We start from the raw sequence: 22,533 nt of genomic DNA on the forward strand, positions 1-22,533 counted from the left end.
TAACTTGTAAGCTAAAAGACCGAAGTCTTCCGCATCCGCTATCAAGCGCCCACACTTATCGGTTGTTTGTTTGTTAAAGAACTAGCCGCGGTTCGCTTTGCTTACCGCGTCACTGCGTTTTCTGCAGCAGAGAAACGAGATTATGAAGAACCTTCTACGTTTCGTCAAACACTTTTAATCTTTTCTTGCTTCGGCAAGCCTCGCTTTTTTGCGCCGCCCACCTTTCCAGCAAACCCTGCAACCCTTGCCCCGCCTGCCTTGCAGCGCGGCGTTTGTGTTGCGAGGGGGCGAATACTAAAGCGTCGGCGCCCGCCTGACAAGCCCTTTCTGGAAAAAATTGCAGGAGCCGTTTCGATCACCCATCGCAAAGCACTTCAGTGCTCCATCTGGTGACGCCTGCGCACATCGCATAGTGCGCATCAGTATCTGGCAAAGGCGTTGCCCCCGCACTCAACACCCTGCCCCTCAAAGAGGCGCCCTGCCCTGCAGCCAGCTGCATGCGGGAAGTCCCTGCCCCCTGGATGTAAGCCGGGCGAAAGCTTCGCTGGAATAGCATGCCCCGGCGATCATAGTTAATAGACGGAGGAGACAACATGCAAATCACCGGCATGCTTCACGGCGCGCGCTTGCTGCAACTCGTGGGCTTCCCCACGGCTGAGGTACTCGGGCCCGACGCCAACGACGACCAGATCAAAGCGCTGATCGAACGCCACAAACAAGTCTTCATCAAGCCGGTATTCCGCGGCGGTGTCGGCAAGAAGGGCAAGGCCGGCCTGCTGGGCCGGGTGGGTGACCTGGCATCGGCACTCAAGGAAAAAGAGCGGCTCTACTTTGCCGAGCACCACCACGGCAACCAGCACGCCAAGGCCAATGGCGTGACCTTCGAAGGCGGCGTGCCTTCCGACCACGAGATCTACTTTTCGCTGACCGATTCCACCGAGTTCCGCGCCCCGACCATGACCTTGACCCACCACGGCGGCATGGACATCGAGGAACTGGACGACAGCCAGGTCGCCCGCGTGCCTTTCAACCCGTTGACCGGCCTCAAGGCCTTTGTCGTGGCGAACGCGTTGAGCGGCCTGAACGCGCCAAAGGAGATCATCTCGCCGCTGGTGCAGCATTTGCCAAACCTGTGGGACCTGTTCCACGACTACGGCATGACCACGCTGGAGCTCAACCCGATCCGGATGCGCGCGGACAAGCGCGGGCGGCTCACGCCTGTCGCCTGCGACTTCAAGTGCGGCTTCGACCGCGACGATCCGCGCTGGCAGCGCCTGGACCTGCCGCCTCATCTGTTTGCTGTCGACACGTCGCCCTTCGAGCAAGAGATCAACCAGCTCCGTACCTATCAGGGGCAAAGTGACGTGTACATCATCAACGACAAGGGAACCATCCTGGCGCCGACCTTCGGAGGCGGCGCGAATTCCCTGGTGACGCAAATGCTGGGAGCCGACGCCATCATCTCTTCCGACTTCGGCGGGAACCCGCCGTACGAGAAGATGAAGGCTGTCGCCGGCATCTGCTTCAAGCATTGGCTCAAGCAGAGCAACGTGCTGTTCATCATCGGGGGCAAGTCCAACAACACCGATATCTTCGAGACCTTCCGCGCCATGGCCGACGCGCTGCGGGAGCATTTCGGCAAGTACGGCGCCGCGCCGCTCTACGTGGTGGTCGGACGCGGGGGACCGAACCTGGTCCGCGGCATGGCCGTGCTGCGCGACACCTGCGAGTCGCTCGGCCTGCCCTACGTGAGCTTTGGATTCGACTCGGCGATGAGCGAGGTGGTGGACTATGCTCGTAAGGTAGACGCCTGGATGAAAGCCGGTGGCCGCGCACAAGTCGCGGCCAGTTTGAATGTGACCGCCTGAAGTCACTGTACAGGAGACAACCATGCGCGCCAAAGGTGTTGGTGATTTCAAGTATTTCGTCGGTATTCAATCCTTGTCGGAAGTGGCCACGCGCGAGGACCGCGTGTGCGTGCTCAACATTATGGGAGGCGAGTCCAGCGACGTGACGCCGGTAGGCCATGCCTACTCGGGCGGCAACGTGGTGTTCGGCACCTCGCCAGGCCGCAAGGGGCAGGTGCTGGACACGCCGGCGGGGCCGATCCCGGTCTACAACAATGTACGTGAAGGCCTGGAGGCCGGCCACCGCTTCAATTGCGGCGTGGTCTATCTGCCCCCCTCTGCGGCCGACGACGGCGTAGTCGAGCTGATACGGGTCAACCCTGACCTCAAGAAGATCTTCATTCCAACCGAGAAGATGTCGGTACACGACGCCCGCGAAATCCGCGCGCTGGCCCAGCTCAACGGCGTAGATATCTTCGGAGGCAACAGCCTCGGCGTGGCCGACGCCTGGAATCAGGTTCGCATCGGTGGCGCGCTGGGCGGGGACGCGCCGGCCGACACCTTGCGCAAAGGCTCGATCGCGATCCTGTCGAACTCGGGCGGCTTCACCACCACCATTGCGCAGTACCTGCGCATGGCTGGCTGGGGCACGACCACGTTGATCTCTAGCGGCAAGGATGTCTACATTCACTACGCCGCCCCCGAATTCGCCTTCGCGCTGGCCCACGACGACCGTAGCAAGGCCGCGGTGCTGTATTGCGAGCCAGGCGGCTACTACGAACGCGATGCCAGCTTTACCAAACCGGTGGTGGCCTGCGTGGTCGGCCGCTGGAAGAGCAAGCTCACACGCGCCGTCGGCCATGCCGGGGCCATGGCCGGTGGCGCCGACGACGCCGAATCCAAAGAGCGCTGGTTCATGGAAAAATTCGGCGTCGATGCGCTATTCACGCCACAGAACCCGGTGGTCTCGGCCAAGGGCGCGGTGGTGGTCAATATCGCCGATATCCCGGCCGCGCTGACGGCTGTGATGCGTGCCAACGGCGTGCAGCCCGATTTCGCGCCGGAAGGCACGATGGAGCTCAAGCCCTGGTTCAGTGCCAGCCGGGGCCTGAAGCTGCCACCTGAACTCGATCTCGCCGTGGTGGAGGCGCCCGCGCCGTACGGCCAGCAGATTGCCGCCCTCCGGCAACAGATCGGTGCCATGCTACCCCGGCAGTCCATGAAAGACACGTCGGGCGCTTCGCAGATGGATGCCAGGACGCAGTTGACCAGCCTGCACGGCGTATCGATGCTCGACGCGGCGCAGCATCCGCTGGAGACCAACGTGAACCTGGCGCTGCTGCACGAGCCCGGTGGCGTCAACGACCAGCGATTGATCAACGTGGCCATCGGGGCCGGGCTGAACTTGCACGGCCACCCCGCGCTGGCGGCCGCCCAGGCCTCGCGCGATGCCGGCAACGCGCCCAACAGCGTACTGGCCACGGCGGCCAGCATCCTCGGGCCGCGCACGCAAGAGCGCGCGCGGGCACTGTCGCAAATGCTGATCGACGCGTTCGCGGCAGCCGGCCTCGACGATGCGATGAACGAAAGCTTCGACATCAGCGGGATCCAACTCGAAGACCCGGCCTTGTTCGTCGCGGACCAGGCCGACGGCCGCGCCGGCGCCATGCTCAATGGGCTAAAGGCCCGAGGCGCCAGGTCGGTGTTCATCAGCTACCTCCGCACCCTGCCGGGCCACCCGACGGAAGACGCTGTACTGGCCGCCATTACCACCACGCTGGCCTGGGGGCCGCTGATGCGCAAGCGCGTGTCGCGGATCACCGCGGAGAGCTTGCCTTGGTGGATGCGCTTGTTCGGCGCGCTGATCGGCGCCTCGGTGCCGGCGAATCAGCACGCGGCCGACAGTTTCTGCGGCATGGCGATCAGCGACATTCTGGAGCGACGGCCAATCAGCGAAGTCGCATTTGTCGCCCTCCTGGGCCTGACACCCAATCCTGCCGATCTGTATGCGTTCCAGGTGCTGGTCGGGCTGCTGCTAAGCAACGGACCGGGCACGATCTCCGCGCAGGGCGCCAAGGGCGCGGTGTCGGCGGACGGGCCCGAAGACCCGGGCCGCGTGCAGCTCAACAAAGCGCTGGCCGGCTTTCTCACGCACTCCGGCTATGCGCATGGCGGCAACGGCTACGAAGGCATCGCCTTCCTGATCGAGCAGTTCAAGGACACCGGCCTCAAGGACCCAGGCGACCCCAATCACGGTATCGACCTCAAGGCCCTGGCGCAGCGATATGTCAAACGCTATGCCGATTACAAGGCGAACAAGAAGAATACCGGCAGCCTGGACATCCAGAAGATCCCCGGCGTCAACCACCCGGTGTTCAAGGACAAGCCTGTCAACCACGACCCCCGGGAGGTGTTCATTGCCGGGCTGCTCGCCGGCCGCGGCGAGTACAACGTGTTCCACACCTTCTACCGTGAACTGGTGCAAACCTTGTTCGATGAGGGCGTGTCGCGCACCGTCTACTGCGTGAATATCGACGCGGTGATCGCCGCGCTACTGCTCAAGATGCTCTGGCAGCCCTACCAGGGCGGACAGTACGCGGAAAGCGCGCTGGAGACGGCCGCCTTCACGATCTTCCTCTACCCGCGCATGCTTGGCTGCGCCGCCGAAATCGACGACCACCTGAACCGGGGCCGCAATATGGACACGCGCACGCCGGCTTCCCAGTGCCAGTTCGTAGCCTGAGAGAGCGGAGATACACGACATGCTGACCCTCCTCGCCTATTCGATGGTGATCGTTTTCATGGCGCTGATCATGACCAAGCGCCTTTCGGCCATGGTCGCGCTGATCCTGGTGCCGATCACGTTCGGGCTGATCGGTGGCTTTGGGATGGAGCTGGGGGCGATGATGCTGGATGGCATCAAGAAGCTCGCGCCGACGGGCGTGATGCTGATGTTTGCCATCCTGTATTTCGGCGTGATGATCGACGCCGGCTTGTTCGACCCGGCGGTGCGCGTGATCCTGAGAATGGTGGGCGGGGATCCGATGAAGATCGTCGTCGGCACCTTCGTGCTGGCAGTGTGCGTCTCGCTCGACGGCGACGGCTCCACCACCTACATGATCACCTGCGCCGCCATGCTCCCGCTCTACAAGCGGCTCGGCATCAGCCGCCTTGTGCTGGCGTGCGTAATCATGATGGCTGGCGGGCTGATGAACATCCTGCCCTGGGGCGGCCCCACCGCGCGCGCGGCGAGCGCGCTTGGCGTGGACGTGGGCCTGATCTTCGTACCGATGATCCTGCCGATGATCGTCACCGGGTGCTGGGGCTTGTTCGTCGCCTTCCTGCTGGGGCGCCGCGAGCGCACGCGGCTCGGCGCCATTGCGGCAGGCTCGGCGGATCCCGCTTCCGCCGCACAGCCGCAGGTGACAGCGGGCGACCCCGACATCGCCAGGCCCAGGCTCCTTTGGGTCAATTTCCTGCTGACCCTGGGACTCATGGTGCTGCTGATTCTCGGCACCATGCCGTTGCAGGTACTGTTCATGGTGGCCTCCGCGCTGGCGCTGATGATCAACTACCCCAGCCTCAAGGACCAGAAGGAGAGGCTCAGCTCGCATGCCGCCAATATTGTTCCCGTGGTGTCGCTGATCTTCGCTGCCGGTATCTTCGTGGGCATCCTGTCGGGCACCAAGATGGTCGACGCGATCGCGGCCAGCGTGATCAGCGCCGTGCCGGACTGGATGGGCCCTTACATGGCCATCGTCACCGGCGTGCTGAGCGTCCCGTTTACTTTTTTCATCTCGAACGACGCGTTCTACTTCGGCATCCTGCCTATCCTTGCCAAAGCGGCCGCCGTCTATGGCATTGGCGCCGCTGAAATCGGGCGCGCATCGCTGATCGGCCAGCAGGTGCACCTGCTCAGTCCACTGGTCGCATCGACCTATTTGCTGGTCGGCCTGGCCGAGGTCGAATTCGGCGACCACCAGCGCTACACGCTGCTCTGGGCCTTGTCGGCGGCGCTGGTCATGCTGGTGGCCACCGTTGTCTTCGGGGTCATCCCCATCGTTGGCCATGCCCATTGACGGTAGCCCACCATGCACAACGAAATCCGATCCATTCTCTATGCCGCGGACCTGAGCGAAGGCTGCGAAGACGCGCTGGCCTACGCCATCGGCCTGGCCAACCGGTTGGGCGCAAGACTGCAGGTGCTCACCGTTATCCCGGACCAGCGCGAGAAGTCGCTGATCGAGATCGATTCCCACGTGCCCCAGGACGCGCTCGACAGGTATCACCATGATCGCGCGCAACGGGTGAAGCTGCACATTGAAGCGCAGATCGCGGCCTTCTATGCCGTGCGCACGGACAAGAACCCGCCGCAGCCGATCACCGAGATCATCGTGTGCGAGGGGGACGACGTGGCCCAGCTTATCCTCGACGAAGCCCGTCTTGGGCCCGCTGACCTGATCCTGATGGGTTCGCATGGCGATGGTGTCCTGGCCGGCCTGCTGTTCGGCTCGGTAGCCCATGAAGTCATGCGCAAGACTCGCACCCCCCTGCTGCTGGTGCCGGTCAGCGGACGAGACGAAGCGGAAGGCAAAGCATGAAATTCCTCATCGGGCTGGGGTTCGGGCTGATCTGCACGCTCGGCATGGCGCAGGAGCCTGGGGAGCTCATGGGCTATGCGTCCAAGGGCAGTGTTCCGCCTGGCTATGCACCGGCGTACGCGGAGACGGTCAAGGCCGCCGAAGACGAAGGCCGGCTGGTGATTTACTCGACCACGGACGCGGGCATCGCCAAATTCCTGATTGCGGATTTCCGGGCCATGTATCCGCGTATCGACATCACCTATGAAGACCTGAACAGCACCGTGCTGTACCACCGCTTTGTCGCCGAGACACAGCTGGGCGGCGAATCCGCTGACGTGCTGTGGAGTTCAGCCATGGATCAGCAAGCCGCGCTGGTCGACAGTGGCTACACCATGACTTACGACTCTCCGGAAAAGGCGAACTTCCCGGAGTGGGCCAGTTGGAAGAACCAGGCCTTCGCCACCACCTACGAGCCGATCGTCGTCGCCTACAACAAGAAGCTGCTGCGGGCCGGCGAAGTGCCGCAGACACATGCCGACCTGGCCCGGCTTCTGAACAGCGACCCAACGCGCTTCAAGGGAAAGGTGGTCAGCTACGATATTGAAAAGTCCGGACTCGGCTTCTTTCTTGCCACGCAGGATGTCGCTGTATCGCCCGCATTCTGGGATGTCGCCCGCGCCCTGGGCAAGGCCGCGGCCCGCCTCGACCTGACGACCGACGCCATGGCCAGGCGCGTGGCCTCGGGCCAGGTGCTGGTTGGCTACAACCTGCTGGGCGCCTACACGGTGGCGCAGGCGCAGAAGAATCCATCGCTGGGCTATGTGTTCCCGAAGGACTACACGCTCGTCATGTCACGCATCATCGTGATCAACAAGAAGGCGGCACATCCCAACGCCGCAAAGCTCTGGGTGGACTACACGCTGTCCAAGCGCGGCCAGGCCGTGATTGCGAACAGCGCACACCTCTACGCGCTGCGCGACGACGTCGAAGGCGAATTCACCGCCGCCCGCCTCAGGCAAAGGCTTGGCGGCAGCCTGAGGCCGATCGCGGTCGGGCCGGGCCTGATTGGCTATCTCAACAACCAGAACTACCGGGATTTCATCCTGCAGTGGCGGCAAGCCGTAGTGCAGCCCTAGGCTTAGCGCGGCTGTGCCAGCGCGTCTTTCCAGCGCTTGAGGAATTCCTGCCGTTTGTTGCGGTCGAGATAGACCATCAGCCCGGCGCCGATCGCGATCGGCCGGATGTTGCTGCCCGCATCGAGCCGGAGCACTGCCGCATTGCCGCCGCCATGCGCATCGCTACGCAACGCAAACAAACCCAGCTGGTTTGCCAGCACGGTCTGGCCGCGCTTCGACAGCATGTAGTCGAGCCACAGCCTGGCTGCATTGGGATGCGCCGCGCGCCGCYGGATAAACGCAATGCGCGAGCCGACCAGCACGTAGTCCTGCGGATAGACAAAGCCGATCGCCGGATCGGTGCGCACCTTGTTGTACGCATAGGAACCCAACAGGTTGTAGGCCAGCAGGCTTTCGCCGGAGGCCACGCTCTCCAGCATGGCAGCGGTACTCGGGACTTGCCGGACCTGATTGGCACCGAGCGCCCGGGCCACGTCCCACCACATGCCGGATGCCTTCGCGTCCTGCGTGGCGAACAGGAAGCCCAGGCTCGAGTTCTCCAGGTCGTAGGTGATCACGCGGCCTTTGAAGCGTCCGGGAGCGGCCGTGAGCAGACGAATGAAATCGGCGTGCGTGCGTGGCACTTCGGCGGCGGCCAGCTGGCGCTTGTTGTAGGCAAAGCCGACTGGCTCAAGCGTCGTGCCCCAGGCCTCGTTCCTCCAGACCGCCCAGTCAGGCAGGCCGGCACGCTCCGGCGACGCGTACTGCAGGGCATAGCCATCGTTGACCAGCTTGACCTGCAGGTCCATGGCCGAACTCCACAGCACGTCGGCCGTGGCGCTGCCACCCTGAACCTCTTTCAGGAAGCGGTTGTAGACCTCGGTGCTATTGAGATCGTGGTACTCGACATCGACACCGGGGTACAAGGATTTGAAATCCGCAATCAGGTACCGGGCCTCTGCCATGTCGGTGGGCGAGTAAACAACCACCCTGCCCTCACGCTTCGCCGCCGCGATGGTCGCCGCGTAATCCGCGGGATAACCCTCGGGGACTTGGGCCCTCGCCATGGGTAGCATCAGCAGTAACAGGAGCCCGATCAACCATGCCCTCGATGTCATGTTTCCTCCAGCCGGCGCGCCATTATAGCGACGCCAATGCCCTTTGCACCCATACCGGCAGTGCCGGCGAGGGTTGACCCCATGCGCACGCTGCTGGTCGAAGACAACCCGAAACTGGCGCGCTCGCTGACGGAGGCCCTGGGTGCCGCCGGCATGGTGCTCGATGTCGTGTCCGATGGCCTGCACGCGGACCAGCTGCTCCAGGCGGAACGCTACGACGTGGTCGTGCTCGACCTGGCGCTGCCGGGAATCAGCGGCATCGAAGTGCTGCGCCGTGCACGCGCCCGTGGCGACGATGTGCCGGTGCTGATCCTCACTGCGTCGGGTGAAACACCCGACCGGGTGCGCGGGCTGAACGCGGGCGCCGACGACTACCTGCCAAAGCCATTTGACCTGGCCGAACTGGTGGCCAGGTTGCGCGCCATCGCGCGGCGCCGGCAGGGCAGCACGCATGCTCTGTTCGAGATGGGCCGCCTGTGCTTCGACAGCGTGGCCATGGAGTTCAGCGTGGCCGGCCAGCCGCTGGTTTTGCCGCGGCGCGAGCATGGCGTGCTGGAGACCCTGATCACACGCGCCGGCCGGCCGGTCAGCAAGCAGGAGATGTGCGCGCAGTTATGCTCGCTCGACGACGCGGTCAGCGCGGAGGCCGTCGAACTTTACGTGCATCGGCTGCGCAAGCGCCTCGAGGGCAGCGGTACCCACATCCGGACCCTGCGCGGACTCGGCTACCGCCTGGAAGCGGTCGATGATTCGACTGCGTAACCACCTCCTCCGGTGGCTGCTAATTCCGCTGTCCGTCGTCTGGATAGTCGGATTCCGCATCAACTACGTGCGCACGCTGGAGCAGGCCAACCAGGCCTATGACCGTACCCTGCTCGGTTCAGCGCTTGCCATGGCGGAGCGGGTTTCGGTCCAGAGCGGCGAGCTGACCGTCGACGTGCCGTACGCCGCGCTGGAGATGCTCGAAACCCGCTCGCAGGACCGGATCTTCTACAAGGTGAGTTGCCTTGATCCGCCATCGCTCGTCACGGGCCAGGAGGACCTGCCCGCTCCGCCCACCGTGCCTGCGGGCGACCAGCCGTTGTTCCACAACGCCATGTACAACGGCGAGCCGGTACGGCTGGTGGCGCTGCGGCGACCGGTATACGAGGCCGTGCCTTGCGGCCCCTTGCTGGTCCAGGTCGGTGAAACCACGGGGGCGCGCGAAGCCTTGTCCAGGCGCATGCTGTTCGACACCAGCGCGATGCAGCTGACCCTGATCGCAGTGGCCGCGCTGCTGATCGCGCTCGGCGTCCGGCGCGGCCTGCTGCCGTTACGGCGTATCCGCGACGAAATCAAAGGCCGCGACCAGACCGACCTCACACCGATTGCCACGCAAACGGTGCCGCGCGAAGTGATTCCTCTGATCGAGGCGATCAATCTCCACACCGGCCGGCAGCGCCAGCTCAACGAGGCGCACCGGCAGTTCATCGCCGATGCGTCGCACCAGTTGAAGACGCCGCTTACGGTGCTCAAGGCGCAGGCGGCGCTGGCGCTGGCGCAGCACGACGCCCGCCGCGTGCGCGAAATCGTGAAGGAGATCCATGACAGCACCGATGCCACTTCACGCATGATCCAGCAACTGCTGGCGCTCGCGCGCAGCGAGTCAGGCCACGTCGTGGATGACGTGGGGCTCGACCTGACCGAGCTTGTGCGCCAGACGAGCTTCGACCTGTTGCCGCAAGCGCTCGAAAAGCGCATTGACCTCGGCTTCGACGGCAGCGGGCCGGTATGGATGACGGGACAACCGCTGCTGCTGCGCGAGCTTGCAGCCAATCTGGTCGACAACGCGATCCGCTACACGCCGGAAGGCGGACAAATCGACGTGTCGGTGGCGTGCGACGCAACGGGCAACGCCGTGCTGAATGTCAACGACAGCGGCCCTGGCATTCCGCCCGACGAGCGGGCCAAGGTATTCGGCCGCTTCTATCGCCTGCGCGGCTCGCGCGCCGACGGCTGTGGACTCGGGCTGTCGATCGTCAGGCAGATCGCCGACCGGCATGGCGCCCGCGTCGAACTCGGCCAGGCTCCCGGCAGYGGCGGCCTGCGCGTGAGCGTGGTGTTTCCACCCCGGCGTCTCCCGCCAGCCTGACGCGGAAAGCGCCCCGCGCACGTCAACGCAAAAGCATGAATATATCGACATGCATGCAGTCCGAACCGGAAAGCACCATGAGATTTACTTGAGCGAGGTACTGCGGGCGGATCCCAAAAAATGGAAAACTATACTTCGTCATCCCATGAAATGCTGGCGCCAGCATTTGGACGGGCGAAAGGCGGCATTGCGCCCGGTCATCCGACGACCCGGAAATGCTCCTGGCTCTGGCCCGCGCTGACCGCCCGCAGCAACCAGGAAGGCATCTCGCCCTGCCCGTCCCAGCTTCGCCCCTCCGCGTCGCGATAGCGTGCCACTGGCTTCTGTTCCGGTTCCGGCAACGGGAAACAGCCAGCATCCTCCAGGTCTGCCAAGGAGAGTCCGTGCTTCGCCATCTGGATCTTGACCCAGACAATGGCCGCAGCTTTTTCAATTTCGGAGGACATGGATGGAGGAGGAGACGGTATGGAGTTGGCTTGTTGACGGGTTCGGCGCGGCTAGTGCAGCCGCTGACAATCGCACGAAACTGCAACAAGAGTAAGGAAGGCGTCTTCAACTCGCCCGCGCTAGTCAGGCCAAGGAATCGAAAACACAAACAATCGACCTGCCCGCCCTCACCCCGGCACAAGACAGCCCATTCTTCGGTGTACCCCTGGGTGTATCCCGGCGCCCGAGAAAGACAAAAGGGTCAGCACGCGAAACGTGCTGACCCTTGTCATTGGTGGTGCGGCTGGCAGGATTCGAACCCACGACCCCTTGGTTCGTAGCCAAGTACTCTATCCAACTGAGCTACAGCCGCACGCGAAGACGGCATTCTAGCGCAACGGCGCAGAAATGCAAGCCCTCTTCTTTGATTGGGTGGGAAGGCCCCTTCATGCGGCGGTGAACCGGCTGAATCCGGCGCAGCGCAAGCGCGCGACTCGCCCCTACCAGCGGTAGCGCGCCCCCAGAGTGCCGCCAGGATTGCGGCCGGCTTTCAGCTTGACCCAGAGCTTGACGCCGCCGTTGGTGCTGCCGTGCGCTCCGAGATTGACAGAGAGAAGTCCGCGCAGCATGTCGGGATCGATGCGTGTGCCGTTGATATTGATCACCTGCTTGCGGTCCTGCCACAGGTCGGCCTCGACAAACGGATACACACCGTTGACTCCGGTAAGCCGACTCGGCTGTGTGCGATAGACCCGCAGGACGACTTCCGCGGCGCTTGCGTCTGCCTGCTGCCCGGCCAGGAAGCCGGATGCACTTCTGTCGGGAGCAGGCTGATAGGCGAGCTGCAAGCGCGGTTGAATCGTCAGGCCGCCACTGCGCGGGAGTACGGTATCCAGCGCGACAGCCATGCTTTGCATCCGGTTGCCGACGAAGCCGGTGGCAGATGTGACATCGTCCAGGTGCAGGGAAAGTTTGGCTGGCCGCGGCCCGTTGGCCGGTCCGGCATATATCGGATCGAGCACGGCCGCCGAGGGACCGGGGGCGTCATTGTCCGCACCGGGAGGAGGCGACCCGCCGGTCCAGGCCCATTTGCCGATCGACGCCACCAGAGGTGGCTGCGTATCCTCCACGGCGAGCCGCGCTGCCGGCGCAGGCGGATCCGGGAGGTCGCTGCCGACAATCTGCGGAGGCAGCGCCAAGGCGTTGCCGGCAGCCTGCTCAGACGACGGCGGAGCATTGCTGGCAACCTGCGCGTACGGATCAGATTCAGGCTGGTTCCAGCCGAGGCCGGCGTTGCCGGGCGTGGGGCGCTCCTCGGCCTGCACCAGGGCTGCCAGCAGCATCGCAAGAATCGAGCAACAGCACTGGCGGCACGGATGGGAGTGGACAGCGTGCGCGCAATGACCAGTACCAGCGGTGCTGGCACCGCCTCCTGTTGCGCTAGCAGATGACACGCGCCTGGCCATGACTGCAACCCCTGGCTGAAATGAACCATGTCGGCTTTGCTAGAGCATAGGTCAAACACTGGCCAAACGTTAGGGCGCTGGCACGCCTTGCGTGGGGCGCCGCACAGGACCGTTCGCCTGCCGGCCGGAACGTGTCGGACGGCGCCACATTGCTATGCAAATCGAAAGCGCTCCGCTAGGATCGCGGCTGGCAGCCAGGCCCGGCAGCGATGCCCGGCGCGCCAGCCGTAGCAGAACAAGAAGAAGCAAAACAACGGAATAGCGGAAGATGCGGATAAATAGCGATTCGACCGACAGGCCTGAAAATCCTGGCGGGTCCGATGATTCAAAAATGAAACAGAACGGCGCAGCCGGGAAACTGCCAATCGCCCCGGTGCACAACGTGTTGCGCGATACGCGCGACCTGCTGGGCAGCAGCGGCGAGCTTGCGGCCGGACGCGGCCTGATCACGGCCATCCTTGCGCTGGCCCTGGGCGGACTCAGCCTGCTGGGCGTGATCGCTTTCCATTTCCCGCAATACCTGACCACGCCCGAACTGCGCCACAAGTATTCGGTCGACGTATTGCGCCACGTCCTGTTTGCCGCGCTGCTGGTGTCAGGCGGCCTGTCGCTGAGCAACCTGGTGCTGGGGCGCCGCCGCAGTCTGAATGCCGCTGCCTTCGCGCTCGTGGCGCTGGCCGTGGCGCTCGGTGGCTCGCGAGTACCGGTGGGGGACTTCCCGGACCACACGCCATATATCGGCCTGGACTGGTTCATCCTCGACCTGCTGGGCTCGACACTGATTTTCGTGGTCATCGAAAAGATGTTCCCGCTCTATCGCGGGCAAGCCGTATTTCGCCGCGAATGGCAGACCGACCTCGTGCATTTCGCGGTCAATCACTTCATCGTTGGCCTGATCCTGCTGACGGTCAACTTCCTGATCTTCCGCTTGTTCGGCTGGCTGGTACGCGACAGCGTGCATGCTTTCGTGGGAGGTATCCCCTTCCTGCTGCAACTGCTGCTGTGCATACTGGCAGCCGACCTGGCGCAGTACTGGACCCATCGGGCCTATCACGAGGTGCCCTTCCTGTGGAAATTCCATTCCGTGCACCACAGCACCAAGACCATGGACTGGCTCGCCGGTTCGCGCCAGCACATCCTCGAACTGGTATTCACGCGGGTGCTGGTGCTGGCGCCGTTGTATGTGCTCGGGTTCAACAAGGCTGTCATCGACGCGTACATCATCATCGTGGGCTTCCAGGCGGTATTCAACCACGCCAATGTCCACCTGCCGTGGGGCCCGCTGCGCTACCTGGTGGTGACGCCGGATTTCCATCACTGGCACCACGCCTCGGATGACGAGGCGATCGACAAGAATTACTCGGCGCACTACGCCTTCCTCGATTACCTGTTCGGCACCGCGGTGAAGTCCGGCAGGCGCTTCCCCGAAAAATACGGCGTGGTCGGCGACTACATGCCCGATGGCTTCATACGGCAGCAACTCTTCCCCTTTCGGCGCATGCCTCCGGCGCGCAAGGACGACGAGGCATGAGCCGGCTCCTGATGATTGCCGGTGCGGCGCTGGCGGGCCTCGCACTGGGCGGCTGCGCGACGCAATGGGGCAGCCACGCGGACGATCTCAATGTCGCTGCGGCACAGGGCTCCGGGCTGCCGCTACGCTTCCAGCAGATGAGCCTGGAGGTGTCCGGGGTCGGAGTGCGCCCACTCGATATCGACGCCTTGCAGGTCGGCGATATCCTGCTCTCGGCAGCCACCTCATTCAACTCTTCGGCGATCCGGCTGGCGACGATATCGCAGGTCAGCCATTCGGCCGTCTATGTGGGCGGCGGCAATGTGGTGGAGGCAGTGGGCTCTGGCGTTCGGGTCTATCCGCTGCAACAGGCGCTGAATGACGGCGACATCATCGTGGCTTACCGCCACCCCGGGCTCGACGATGGTATGCGCCTGAAATTGCATGCCTTCGCGATGGCCCAGGTAGGCCAGCCGTATAACCATCTCGGCATCGCCATGCATGCGCCGTTTTCGCTGGAGCGGCGTCTGTGCGAACTGCCGGGTGTGCCCGGCGTGGTCCGCAACGCCTGCATGCGCAGCTTCAGCGCCATCCAGATGGCGCCCAACGAGCTGGATGCGCGCAACAGCTTCTTCTGCTCGCAACTGGTGCTCGCGTCCTACCGGGCGGCCGGCCTGTCGCTGACAAGCGCGGCGGACGACGCGGTCTCGCCGGCCGACCTGCTGCATATGCGGGAAGGCGACGTGCCCTCTTTCCAGGTCACGCGCAAGCTGGCTTATGTAGGGCGGCTGACGCCGGTATCGGCCTTGAGGGCCGATGGCACATCGGCAAGCCAGTCCGCGGACGACGATGAGTGGAGGATGCAATCCTGGTCCGCAGGACCTTGAGCAGACCAGAAGGCCTTGCCGCGGCACAGATCGCGCGGCACAAAAGAAAAAGGCCGCTGCATAAGCAACGGCCTTTTTCATCGAGTCTTGGTGCCCAGAAGAGGACTCGAACCTCCACAGTGTTGCCACCGCTAGGACCTGAACCTAGTGCGTCTACCAATTTCGCCATCTGGGCTTCGTCTCACTGCTTTTCTGCTGCAGCGCTGCGAAGAACAACATTATGCTGATTACATAATCAGCTGTCAACACCTGCCCTGCAATTTCTTCCCAGTCTTCCCAAAACCGGACTCAAGGCTGGAAACTGACCTGCCCGGGCCTGCCATCCAGGTGCAAGGTGGCGGTAGCCGGACGCGTGCTCGCCACCACCTTGCCCGCCCGCAGCACGAGCAGACGGGTAGCGCGCAAGCGGATTGCCTCGACCGGGTCGCGCGCCTGCAGCAGCACCAGGTCCGCGCGGCAGTCCGGTGCGATGCCGTAGCCCTCCAGCCCGAGGATCCGCGCCGGCGTCTCGGTGACGGCGGCAAAACACGCGCGCATCGCCTCCTGCCCCGTCATCTGCGCCACATGCAGGCCCATATGCGCCACCTCCAGCATGTCGCCGGAGCCCAGGCTGTACCAGGGATCCATCACGCAATCGTGGCCGAATGCCACCGGCACGCCCCCGGCCAGCAACTCCGGCACGCGGGTCATGCCACGCCGCTTCGGGTAGGTGTCGTGCCGGCCCTGCAGCGTGATGTTGATCAGCGGGTTGGCGATGGCCGCCACACCGGATTCTCGAATCAGCGGAATCAGCTTGGACACGTAGTAGTTGTCCATCGAATGCATCGAGGTCAGGTGCGAACCCGTGACCCGGCCCTGCAACCCGAGCCGCACGGTCTGGCATGCCAGTGTCTCGATATGGCGCGACAGCGGATCGTCACTCTCGTCGCAATGCATGTCCACCCGCAGCCCGCGCTCGCAGGCCAGCTCGCACAGGATGCGCACGGACTCCGCGCCATCGGCCATGGTGCGCTCGAAATGCGGGATGCCGCCCACCACGTCGACGCCCATGCCCAGGGCGCGCTTGAGGTTGTCGAGCGCGCCGGGCGCGCGCAGCACGCCGTCCTGCGGAAAGGCTACCAGTTGCAGGTCAAGGTAAGGCCGCACCTTCTCGCGCACGTGCAGCAGCGCCTCGGTGGCAAGCAAGCGCGGATCGCACACATCCACATGCGAACGGATCGCCAGCAGCCCCTTGGCCACCGCCCAGTCGCAATAGGCGAGTGCCCGCTCGACGATGGCATCCTGCGTCAGCAGCGGCTTGAGCTCGCCCCATAGCGCAATGCCTTCGAGCAACGTGCCCGACTGGTTGATGCGCGGCAAACCGTAGGACAGCGTGGAGTCCATATGGAAATGCGCATCCACAAAGGGCGGCGTGACAAGCTGCCCCGCCGCATCGACCTCGGCCGCCGCTGGCGCCTTGAGCGCCGGCTCGACTGCCTTGATGCGGTCGCCCGCGATGCCGATATCGATGCCGGTGCGGCCATCGGGGAGCGTGCAGTTGCGCAGGATAAGATCGAGCATAGTGGTTGTTTGTTATTCGCTACGTGTGATTGGACTCAGCGTTCGCCCTTGCGATAGGGCTTCATCAGCGCCTGCGGGTATGTGGCGCGCCGCGCCACCAGCACCAGCGCGAGAATCGACAGCACGTACGGCAGCATCAGGTACAGCTGATACGGCAGCGGCGGCAGACCCGGCAGGCTGGCACCGCTCTGTTGCAGGCGCAGTTGCAGCGCATCGAAGGCAGCAAACAGCAAGGCACCCGCCAGCGCGCGGCCCGGCCGCCAGGACGCGAACACCACCAGGGCCACGCAGATCCAGCCCCGCCCGTTGATCATATTAAAGAAGAACGCATTAAAGGCGGACAGCGTCAGGAATGCACCCCCCACCGCCATCAACGCCGAACCGGCCATGATCGCACCGATGCGCATGGCGCCTACCCGAATCCCCTGCCCCTCCGCCGCAGCGGGATTCTCGCCGACCATGCGCACGGCCAGGCCGAGCGGCGTGCGATAAAGCACCCAGGCCACCACGGGCACCAGGCCCAGCGCCAGCAGCGTCAACGCGCTTTCCTGGCCGAAGACGGGGCCCAGCACGCGGCCGAGCAGCGGCACGTCCTCGATCCAGCGCATCGGCGCGAAGGGCGTGATGGTGGGTGGCGTGGACACCGAGGCGAAGCCGATCCGGTAGGCATAGTAGGACAGGCTGGTGGCCAGCATGGTGACGCCCAGGCCTGCCACGTGCTGCGACAGCGCCAGGCTCACCGTCAGCCAGCCATGCAGCAGGCCGAAGGCAAGTCCCACGGCGGCAGCCACAGCGACCCCGCCCCACAGCGGGGCGCCATGATAGACCGCCAGCCAGCCGCCGAACGCGCCGGCCACCATGATGCCTTCGATGCCGAGGTTGAGCACGCCGGCGCGCTCGCACAGCAACACGCCCAACGTGCCGAAGACCAGCGGCGTGGCCACGCGCAGCACCGCGATCCAGAATGGCGCCGAGGCCAGGATATCGAGCAATTCCATCAGGCCGCCTTGCCCCGCGCATCGAAACGGATACGGTAGCGTGTCAGCATGGTGGCCACCAGCATGGCGAGCAGCGCCACCGCCACGATCACGTCGGCAATGCTGTTGGGCACGCCCACCGCGCGGCTCATGCCGTCCGCCCCCACCAGCACCCCCGCCACGAATACCGACGCCGCCACCACGCCTAGCGGATGCAACCCCGCCAGCATGGCGATGACCACACCGGCGTAGCCGTAGCCCGGCGAAATATCGAGCGTGAGATAGCTGGTGCGCCCTGCCACCTCCACCACGCCTGCCAATCCCGCCAGCCCGCCCGACAACAGCGCGGCCCACATCGTCACGCGCCGCACCGGCATGCCGGCGAACGCCGCGGCGCGCGCATTGGCGCCCACCGCGCGCATCTGCAGGCCGAACACCGTGAAGCGGTTGACCGCCCACAGGATCACGGCAAGCGCGCCAGCCAGCAGCAGCCCGCTGTGCACGCGCGAGCGCGCCATCAGTTTCGACAATTCCAGTTCCGGCACCAGCGGCACCGATTGCGGCCACCCCATCGCCGTGGCGTCTTTCATCGGGCCGTCCAGCATCATTGACACAAACAGCAGCACGATAAAGTTGGCCAGCAAGGTCGTAACCACCTCATCCACGCCAAGCCGCGTCTTGAGCCATGCAGCCCCGAGCAGCAGCAAGGCACCGGCCAGCATGCCGGCCGCCACCATCAGCACGAACAGCAAGCCCGTCGGCAACTGCTGCGCCCAGGGCACCGCCGCGCCATCGACCTGCCCGCCAACGGCCACCGCCGCCAGCGCGCCGAGATAGAGCTGCCCTTCGGCGCCGATATTGAACAGGCGAGCGCGAAAGGCTACAGCAACCGACAAGCCGGTCAGGATCAGCGGCGTAGCGCGCGTGAGCGTTTCCGACCAGGCAAAACGCGATCCGAAGCCGCCTTCGAGCAGCAGCATGTAAGCACGTCCCACCGGCGCACCGGCCCAACGCACCAACAAGGCGCAGATCAGCAAGGTAGCAACGATCGCCATGACCGGCGCGGCCAGCATGGCCACGCGCGAGACGCCGCTTCGGGCTTCAAGCCGCATGCAGTACCTCCCCCGTTCCAGCAGCGCCATGCGCGCCTTCGCCGGCACCGGCCATCGCCAGTCCGAGTTCTCCGAGCGTCCATGCTGCCGTCGGACGCGCCTCGGTCAGCCGGCCTGCGTGCATCACGGCAATGCGGTCGGCCAGCGCATGGAGTTCATCGAGGTCTTCCGAGATCAGCAACACGGCCGCGCCCTCTTGCGCTGCATCGAGCAGGCGCGCGCGCACATAGGCCACCGCGCCGATGTCCAGCCCCCAGGTGGGCTGGCTGGCCACGACCAGCAGCGGCACCCTCCCTTCGCCCCGCACCGAGAGCGCCCGGCCCAGGATCAGCTTTTGCATATTGCCGCCCGACATGGTCCGGGCCGGCACGTCGATACCGGCGGTGCGCACGTCGAAACGCGCGACCAGTTCCCGCGCAAACCGCTGCGCCGCCGCGCGCCGGATCACCCCCCCACGAGAAAAACGCGGCTCGCCGAGTTGCTCGCTGGCGGCGTTCTCCCAAACGGTCAGGTCGCCGATCACGCCCACCGCGTGGCGGTCCTCCGGCACGCGCGCCACGCCTGCCTCGATCCATGCGCGCGGCCATGCCGGCATTGGCTTGCCAGCCAACGTGACATGGCCCTCGGCGGCCGCCAGCGTGCCGCTGGTCAGTTCCGCCAGCGCGGCCTGGCCGTTGCCGGACACGCCGGCGATGCCCACGATTTCGCCAGCCCGTACCTGCAGGCTGACTTCGCGCAACAGCGCGCGGCCGTCCGCGCCACACGCGCCAATCTTCTGCAACGCCAGCACGGCGGGCGCCTCACTGGCACCGTCCGCGTCCAGCCGCGCGGCGCGTTCCGGCATGGCCACCACCCGGCCCACCATCAGTTCCGCCAGTTCGGCCTTGCTGGTCTGCGCCGCCGTGCACTGCGCCACCAGCCGCCCGCCGCGTAATACGGCGATGCGATCGGACACCCGCAGCACTTCGTCGAGCTTATGGCTGATAAAGATCACCGACAGCCCCTCGGCAATCAACTGCGCCAGCGTGGCGAACAGCGTTTCGGACTCGTGCGGCGTCAGCACCGCGGTGGGCTCGTCAAGGATCAGCACGCGGGCGCCGCGGTACAGTGCTTTGACGATCTCCACGCGCTGGCGCTCGCCCACCGACAGCTCGCCCACCCTGGCTTGCGGCCGCACGGCCAGGCCAAAGCGCTCGGCCAGCGCCAGCACCCTGTCACGCGCCGCGCGCCGTTCCAGGCGCCAATGCCACAGCGGCTGGGTGCCGAGCATGATGTTGTCCAGTACCGAGAGATTGTCGGCCAGCGTGAAATGCTGGTGCACCATGCCAATGCCGGTGGCAAGCGCCGCGCGTGGCTGGCCGGGCGGCAAAAGCTGGCCGTCGACCTCCACCGTGCCGGCATCGGCCACGTAGTGCCCGAACAGGATACTGACCAGCGTGCTCTTGCCGGCGCCGTTCTCGCCCAGCAGGGCCAGCACTTCGCCGCGCCGCAGTTCCAGCGAGATATCGTCATTGGCGGTCAGCTGGCCGAAGCGCTTGGTGATGTTGCTCAGGCGCAGGATGGGGACTTGCATGGGTGGTTGATCGATGTGGCGGTCAGGTTGCGCTGGCTTGCTCTTCGCTCCCAGGCGGAGGAAAGGGGGCAAGCCAGCGGCGGGGAATAGCGAGGCGAAAGCCGCCCTCACTGCGTCGACTTCGGCTCCGTCTCCACCACCTTGACTGCGAACTTGCCGTCGAGGATGGCCTTCTCCCTGGCCCTCACCTTGGTCATCACATCGGCGGGAACCTTGCCTTCGAACGTGCCCAGCGGCGCCAGTTCGGCCCCCTTGAATTTCATCAGCGAGTAGGGACCGTAGTCCTCGCTCTTGAACTGGCCCGCCTTGACCTTGCCAAGCGCCGCGCCGACCGTGGGCTCCATATTCCACAGCGCCGAGGCCACTACCGTGGCGGGATATTGCGGCTGGGTGTTGATGACATTGCCGATTGCCAGCTTGCCCTTTTCCTTGGCGGCATCGGATACGCCGAAGCGTTCGGCGTAGAGCACGTCGGCACCCTTGTCGATCATGGCGAAAGCCGCCTCCTTGGCCTTGGGCGGATCGAACCAGGAACCGATGAAGCTGACGGTGAACCTGACCTTCGGATTCACCTCGCGCGCGCCTTCCATGAAGGCGTGCATCAGCCGGTTGACCTCGGGGATGGCATAGCCACCCACCATGCCGATGTGGTTGGTCTTGGTCATGCCGCCGGCAATCATGCCGGTGAGGTAGGAAGGCTCCTGGATGTAGTTGTCGAACACCGAGAAATTCGGCGCCTGCGGCTTGCCCGAGGAGCCCATCAGGAAGGCGGTCTTGGGATAGTCTTTGGCCACCTTGCGCGCCGCCGCCTCCACGGCGAAGGACTCACCCAGGATCAGCGCCGACCCCTGCTCGGCATACTGGCGCAGTACGCGCTCGTAGTCGGCATTGGACACGCTCTCCGAGAATACATAGTCGATCTCGCCGCGTGCCTTGGCCTCGTTGAGCGCCTTGTGAATCCGCGACACCCATTGCTGTTCGACCGGCACGGTATACACCGCCGCCACCTTCAGCTTGGCTTGCGCCTGCGCGGGCGCGGCGCCGCCAAGGGCGGCCACGCTGGCGGCGGCCGCCGCGAATTTCAACCAGGTCCTGCGCTTACCCTCAAACCTCATGACGTTCTCCCCTTGTTGACGATAACTCCGTGGCCAGGCCGGCCGACTCCAGCCCGCATCCGCGCAGCAAAAGCCGCACAAGATGGTCAGTGGCCTGTTCGTAGTCGCGCTGGCCCAGGTGGCTCACCCCAAGCACGGCGCATACCTGCGACTCGAAATCGGCATAGGTCTGGGTGGCGGCCCAGATGGTGAAAAACAGGTGCTGCGGATCCACGCTGGCCATCTCGCCACGCGCGATCCACTCACGGATCACGCCGGCCTTGCGCGCCACCAGCGCGCGCAGCGCGCCGTTGAGCACATCGCGGATTTCCGGCGCACCGTGCAGCAGTTCATTGGCGAATACGCGCGAGGCGTCGGGATGGCTCGCAGACAACCGCATCTTGGCGCGGATGTACTGTTCAAGAGCTATCTGCGGGCTTTGCCCCGCGTCGATGATGTCGGTCTCGGACAGCCACAGTGCGAGCGTATGGGCCAGCACCGCCCGGTACAGCGCCTGCTTGGTGCGAAAGTAGTAATGCAGGTTGGATTTCGGCACGCCGGCGCGCGTGGCGATCTCGTTCATGGTGGCACCGGCAAACCCGGCCCGCGCGAACACATGCTCGGCCGCGTGCAGGATCAGCGCCTCGTTCTCCTGGCGGATACGGCCGCCCGCCGCCTCCCGCGGCAGCGGAAAGCATGGCGGCGGCGCCGTGGCCGGCGCTTCCATTACTTGGTGCCGTAGAGCCTGTCGCCGGCATCGCCCAGGCCGGGCACGATGTAGCCGTGCTCGTTGAGCTCCTCGTCGATGGCGGCGGTGACGATGGCCACGTCGGGGTGCGCTGCCTGCAGGGCACGCAGCCCCTGCCGCGACGCGATCAGGCACACATATTTGAGCGTGCTCACGCCGGCTTCCTTCAGGCGATTGAGCGCGGCAATGGCGGAGTTGCCGGTGGCCAGCATGGGGTCCACCACGATCACCAGCCGCTCGTGGATATCCTCCGGGATCTTGAAGTAGTACTCGATCGGCTCCAGCGTTTCGGGGTCGCGGTACAAGCCGATGTGCCCTACCCGCGCGGCCGGCAGCAACTCCAGCATGCCATCCAGGAAACCGTTGCCGGCGCGCAGTATCGATAC

At 64.8% G+C, this 22,533-nt stretch carries 19 protein-coding genes and 2 tRNA genes; 9 read left to right on the forward strand and 12 right to left on the reverse strand.

The window, feature by feature from the left end:
• Window positions 1-593 precede the first annotated feature (593 nt).
• Genes AC1DN0_RS34285 through AC1DN0_RS34305 form a run of 5 tightly spaced genes read left to right on the forward strand, consistent with a single transcriptional unit; the run spans window position 594 to window position 7,566 of the window.
• Window positions 594-1,868: an ATP citrate lyase citrate-binding domain-containing protein gene (locus AC1DN0_RS34285; RefSeq protein ID WP_441634625.1), complete on the forward strand. Its 1,275-nt coding sequence runs from the start codon at window positions 594-596 to the stop codon at window positions 1,866-1,868.
• 22 nt (window positions 1,869-1,890) lie between these two features.
• Entirely contained in the window at window positions 1,891-4,590 is a 2,700-nt protein-coding gene (locus tag AC1DN0_RS34290) for a CoA-binding protein (protein ID WP_441634623.1), read from the forward strand.
• Window positions 4,591-4,609: 19 nt separating this feature from the next.
• The gene (locus tag AC1DN0_RS34295; protein ID WP_441634621.1) at window positions 4,610-5,926 is read left to right on the forward strand and encodes a CitMHS family transporter; all 1,317 of its coding nucleotides are present in this window, start codon (window positions 4,610-4,612) and stop codon (window positions 5,924-5,926) included.
• Window positions 5,927-5,938: 12 nt separating this feature from the next.
• Window positions 5,939-6,448: a universal stress protein gene (locus tag AC1DN0_RS34300; RefSeq protein ID WP_477111533.1), complete on the forward strand. Its 510-nt coding sequence runs from the start codon at window positions 5,939-5,941 to the stop codon at window positions 6,446-6,448.
• Entirely contained in the window at window positions 6,445-7,566 is a 1,122-nt protein-coding gene (locus tag AC1DN0_RS34305; protein WP_441634617.1) for an ABC transporter substrate-binding protein, read from the forward strand. Before AC1DN0_RS34300 ends, AC1DN0_RS34305 begins: the two co-directional genes overlap by 4 nt.
• A gap of 2 nt (window positions 7,567-7,568) precedes the next feature.
• Here AC1DN0_RS34305 and AC1DN0_RS34310 read toward each other — a convergent pair whose 3' ends face one another.
• A complete protein-coding gene (locus AC1DN0_RS34310) occupies window positions 7,569-8,621 on the reverse strand; it encodes an ABC transporter substrate-binding protein (protein WP_477146351.1) in 1,053 nt (350 codons plus the stop codon).
• A gap of 123 nt (window positions 8,622-8,744) precedes the next feature.
• Between AC1DN0_RS34310 and AC1DN0_RS34315 the strand changes: the two genes are divergently transcribed.
• Window positions 8,745-9,425: a response regulator gene (locus AC1DN0_RS34315; protein ID WP_441634615.1), complete on the forward strand. Its 681-nt coding sequence runs from the start codon at window positions 8,745-8,747 to the stop codon at window positions 9,423-9,425.
• Window positions 9,409-10,794 carry a sensor histidine kinase gene (locus AC1DN0_RS34320; RefSeq protein ID WP_441634613.1) on the forward strand — a complete coding sequence of 462 codons (1,386 nt, stop codon included), beginning with the start codon at window positions 9,409-9,411 and terminating at the stop codon, window positions 10,792-10,794. The genes AC1DN0_RS34315 and AC1DN0_RS34320 overlap by 17 nt, the downstream gene beginning before the upstream one ends.
• Window positions 10,795-10,991: 197 nt before the next feature.
• Here AC1DN0_RS34320 and AC1DN0_RS34325 read toward each other — a convergent pair whose 3' ends face one another.
• The 3 genes from AC1DN0_RS34325 to AC1DN0_RS34335 all read right to left on the reverse strand — a co-directional run bounded on the left by AC1DN0_RS34325 (window position 10,992) and on the right by AC1DN0_RS34335 (window position 12,563).
• A complete protein-coding gene (locus tag AC1DN0_RS34325; RefSeq protein WP_441634611.1) occupies window positions 10,992-11,240 on the reverse strand; it encodes an H-NS family nucleoid-associated regulatory protein in 249 nt (82 codons plus the stop codon).
• Between the two features lie 276 nt (window positions 11,241-11,516).
• Window positions 11,517-11,593 (reverse strand) — tRNA-Arg (locus AC1DN0_RS34330).
• A gap of 127 nt (window positions 11,594-11,720) precedes the next feature.
• Window positions 11,721-12,563, reverse strand: a complete 843-nt coding sequence (locus AC1DN0_RS34335) for a hypothetical protein (protein ID WP_441634609.1) — start codon at window positions 12,561-12,563, stop codon at window positions 11,721-11,723.
• 454 nt (window positions 12,564-13,017) lie between these two features.
• Here AC1DN0_RS34335 and AC1DN0_RS34340 point away from each other — a divergent pair, with 454 nt between their 5' ends.
• Together AC1DN0_RS34340 and AC1DN0_RS34345 are read left to right on the forward strand one after the other, a co-directional pair.
• Entirely contained in the window at window positions 13,018-14,217 is a 1,200-nt protein-coding gene (locus tag AC1DN0_RS34340) for a sterol desaturase family protein (protein ID WP_441634607.1), read from the forward strand.
• The gene (locus AC1DN0_RS34345) at window positions 14,214-15,083 is read left to right on the forward strand and encodes a YiiX/YebB-like N1pC/P60 family cysteine hydrolase (protein ID WP_441634605.1); all 870 of its coding nucleotides are present in this window, start codon (window positions 14,214-14,216) and stop codon (window positions 15,081-15,083) included. The genes AC1DN0_RS34340 and AC1DN0_RS34345 overlap by 4 nt, the downstream gene beginning before the upstream one ends.
• 88 nt (window positions 15,084-15,171) lie before the next feature.
• On the opposite strand, the gene AC1DN0_RS34350 is transcribed toward AC1DN0_RS34345, so the two are convergent.
• From AC1DN0_RS34350 to upp, 8 genes are all read right to left on the reverse strand, one after another.
• Window positions 15,172-15,258, reverse strand: a tRNA-Leu gene (locus AC1DN0_RS34350).
• Window positions 15,259-15,371: 113 nt separating this feature from the next.
• Window positions 15,372-16,643: an amidohydrolase family protein gene (locus tag AC1DN0_RS34355; protein ID WP_441634603.1), complete on the reverse strand. Its 1,272-nt coding sequence runs from the start codon at window positions 16,641-16,643 to the stop codon at window positions 15,372-15,374.
• Window positions 16,644-16,678: 35 nt separating this feature from the next.
• The gene (locus AC1DN0_RS34360; RefSeq protein WP_200876713.1) at window positions 16,679-17,641 is read right to left on the reverse strand and encodes an ABC transporter permease; all 963 of its coding nucleotides are present in this window, start codon (window positions 17,639-17,641) and stop codon (window positions 16,679-16,681) included.
• Window positions 17,641-18,732 (reverse strand): ABC transporter permease, encoded by a 1,092-nt coding sequence (locus AC1DN0_RS34365; protein ID WP_441634601.1) that lies wholly within the window; start codon window positions 18,730-18,732, stop codon window positions 17,641-17,643. Before AC1DN0_RS34365 ends, AC1DN0_RS34360 begins: the two co-directional genes overlap by 1 nt.
• On the reverse strand, window positions 18,722-20,305 hold the full coding sequence (locus AC1DN0_RS34370) for an ABC transporter ATP-binding protein (protein WP_441634599.1): 1,584 nt from the start codon (window positions 20,303-20,305) through the stop codon (window positions 18,722-18,724). The genes AC1DN0_RS34365 and AC1DN0_RS34370 overlap by 11 nt, the downstream gene beginning before the upstream one ends.
• Before the next feature lie 107 nt (window positions 20,306-20,412).
• Window positions 20,413-21,420: a BMP family protein gene (locus tag AC1DN0_RS34375; protein WP_441634597.1), complete on the reverse strand. Its 1,008-nt coding sequence runs from the start codon at window positions 21,418-21,420 to the stop codon at window positions 20,413-20,415.
• Window positions 21,410-22,126, reverse strand: a complete 717-nt coding sequence (locus tag AC1DN0_RS34380) for a TetR/AcrR family transcriptional regulator (protein WP_441634595.1) — start codon at window positions 22,124-22,126, stop codon at window positions 21,410-21,412. The genes AC1DN0_RS34375 and AC1DN0_RS34380 overlap by 11 nt, the downstream gene beginning before the upstream one ends.
• A partial coding sequence (gene upp, locus AC1DN0_RS34385) for a uracil phosphoribosyltransferase (protein WP_477146350.1) occupies window positions 22,126-22,533 on the reverse strand: 408 nt, incomplete at its 5' end. The genes AC1DN0_RS34380 and upp, both read right to left, overlap by 1 nt.

This window comes from Cupriavidus sp. 05N39 (assembly GCF_056397325.1).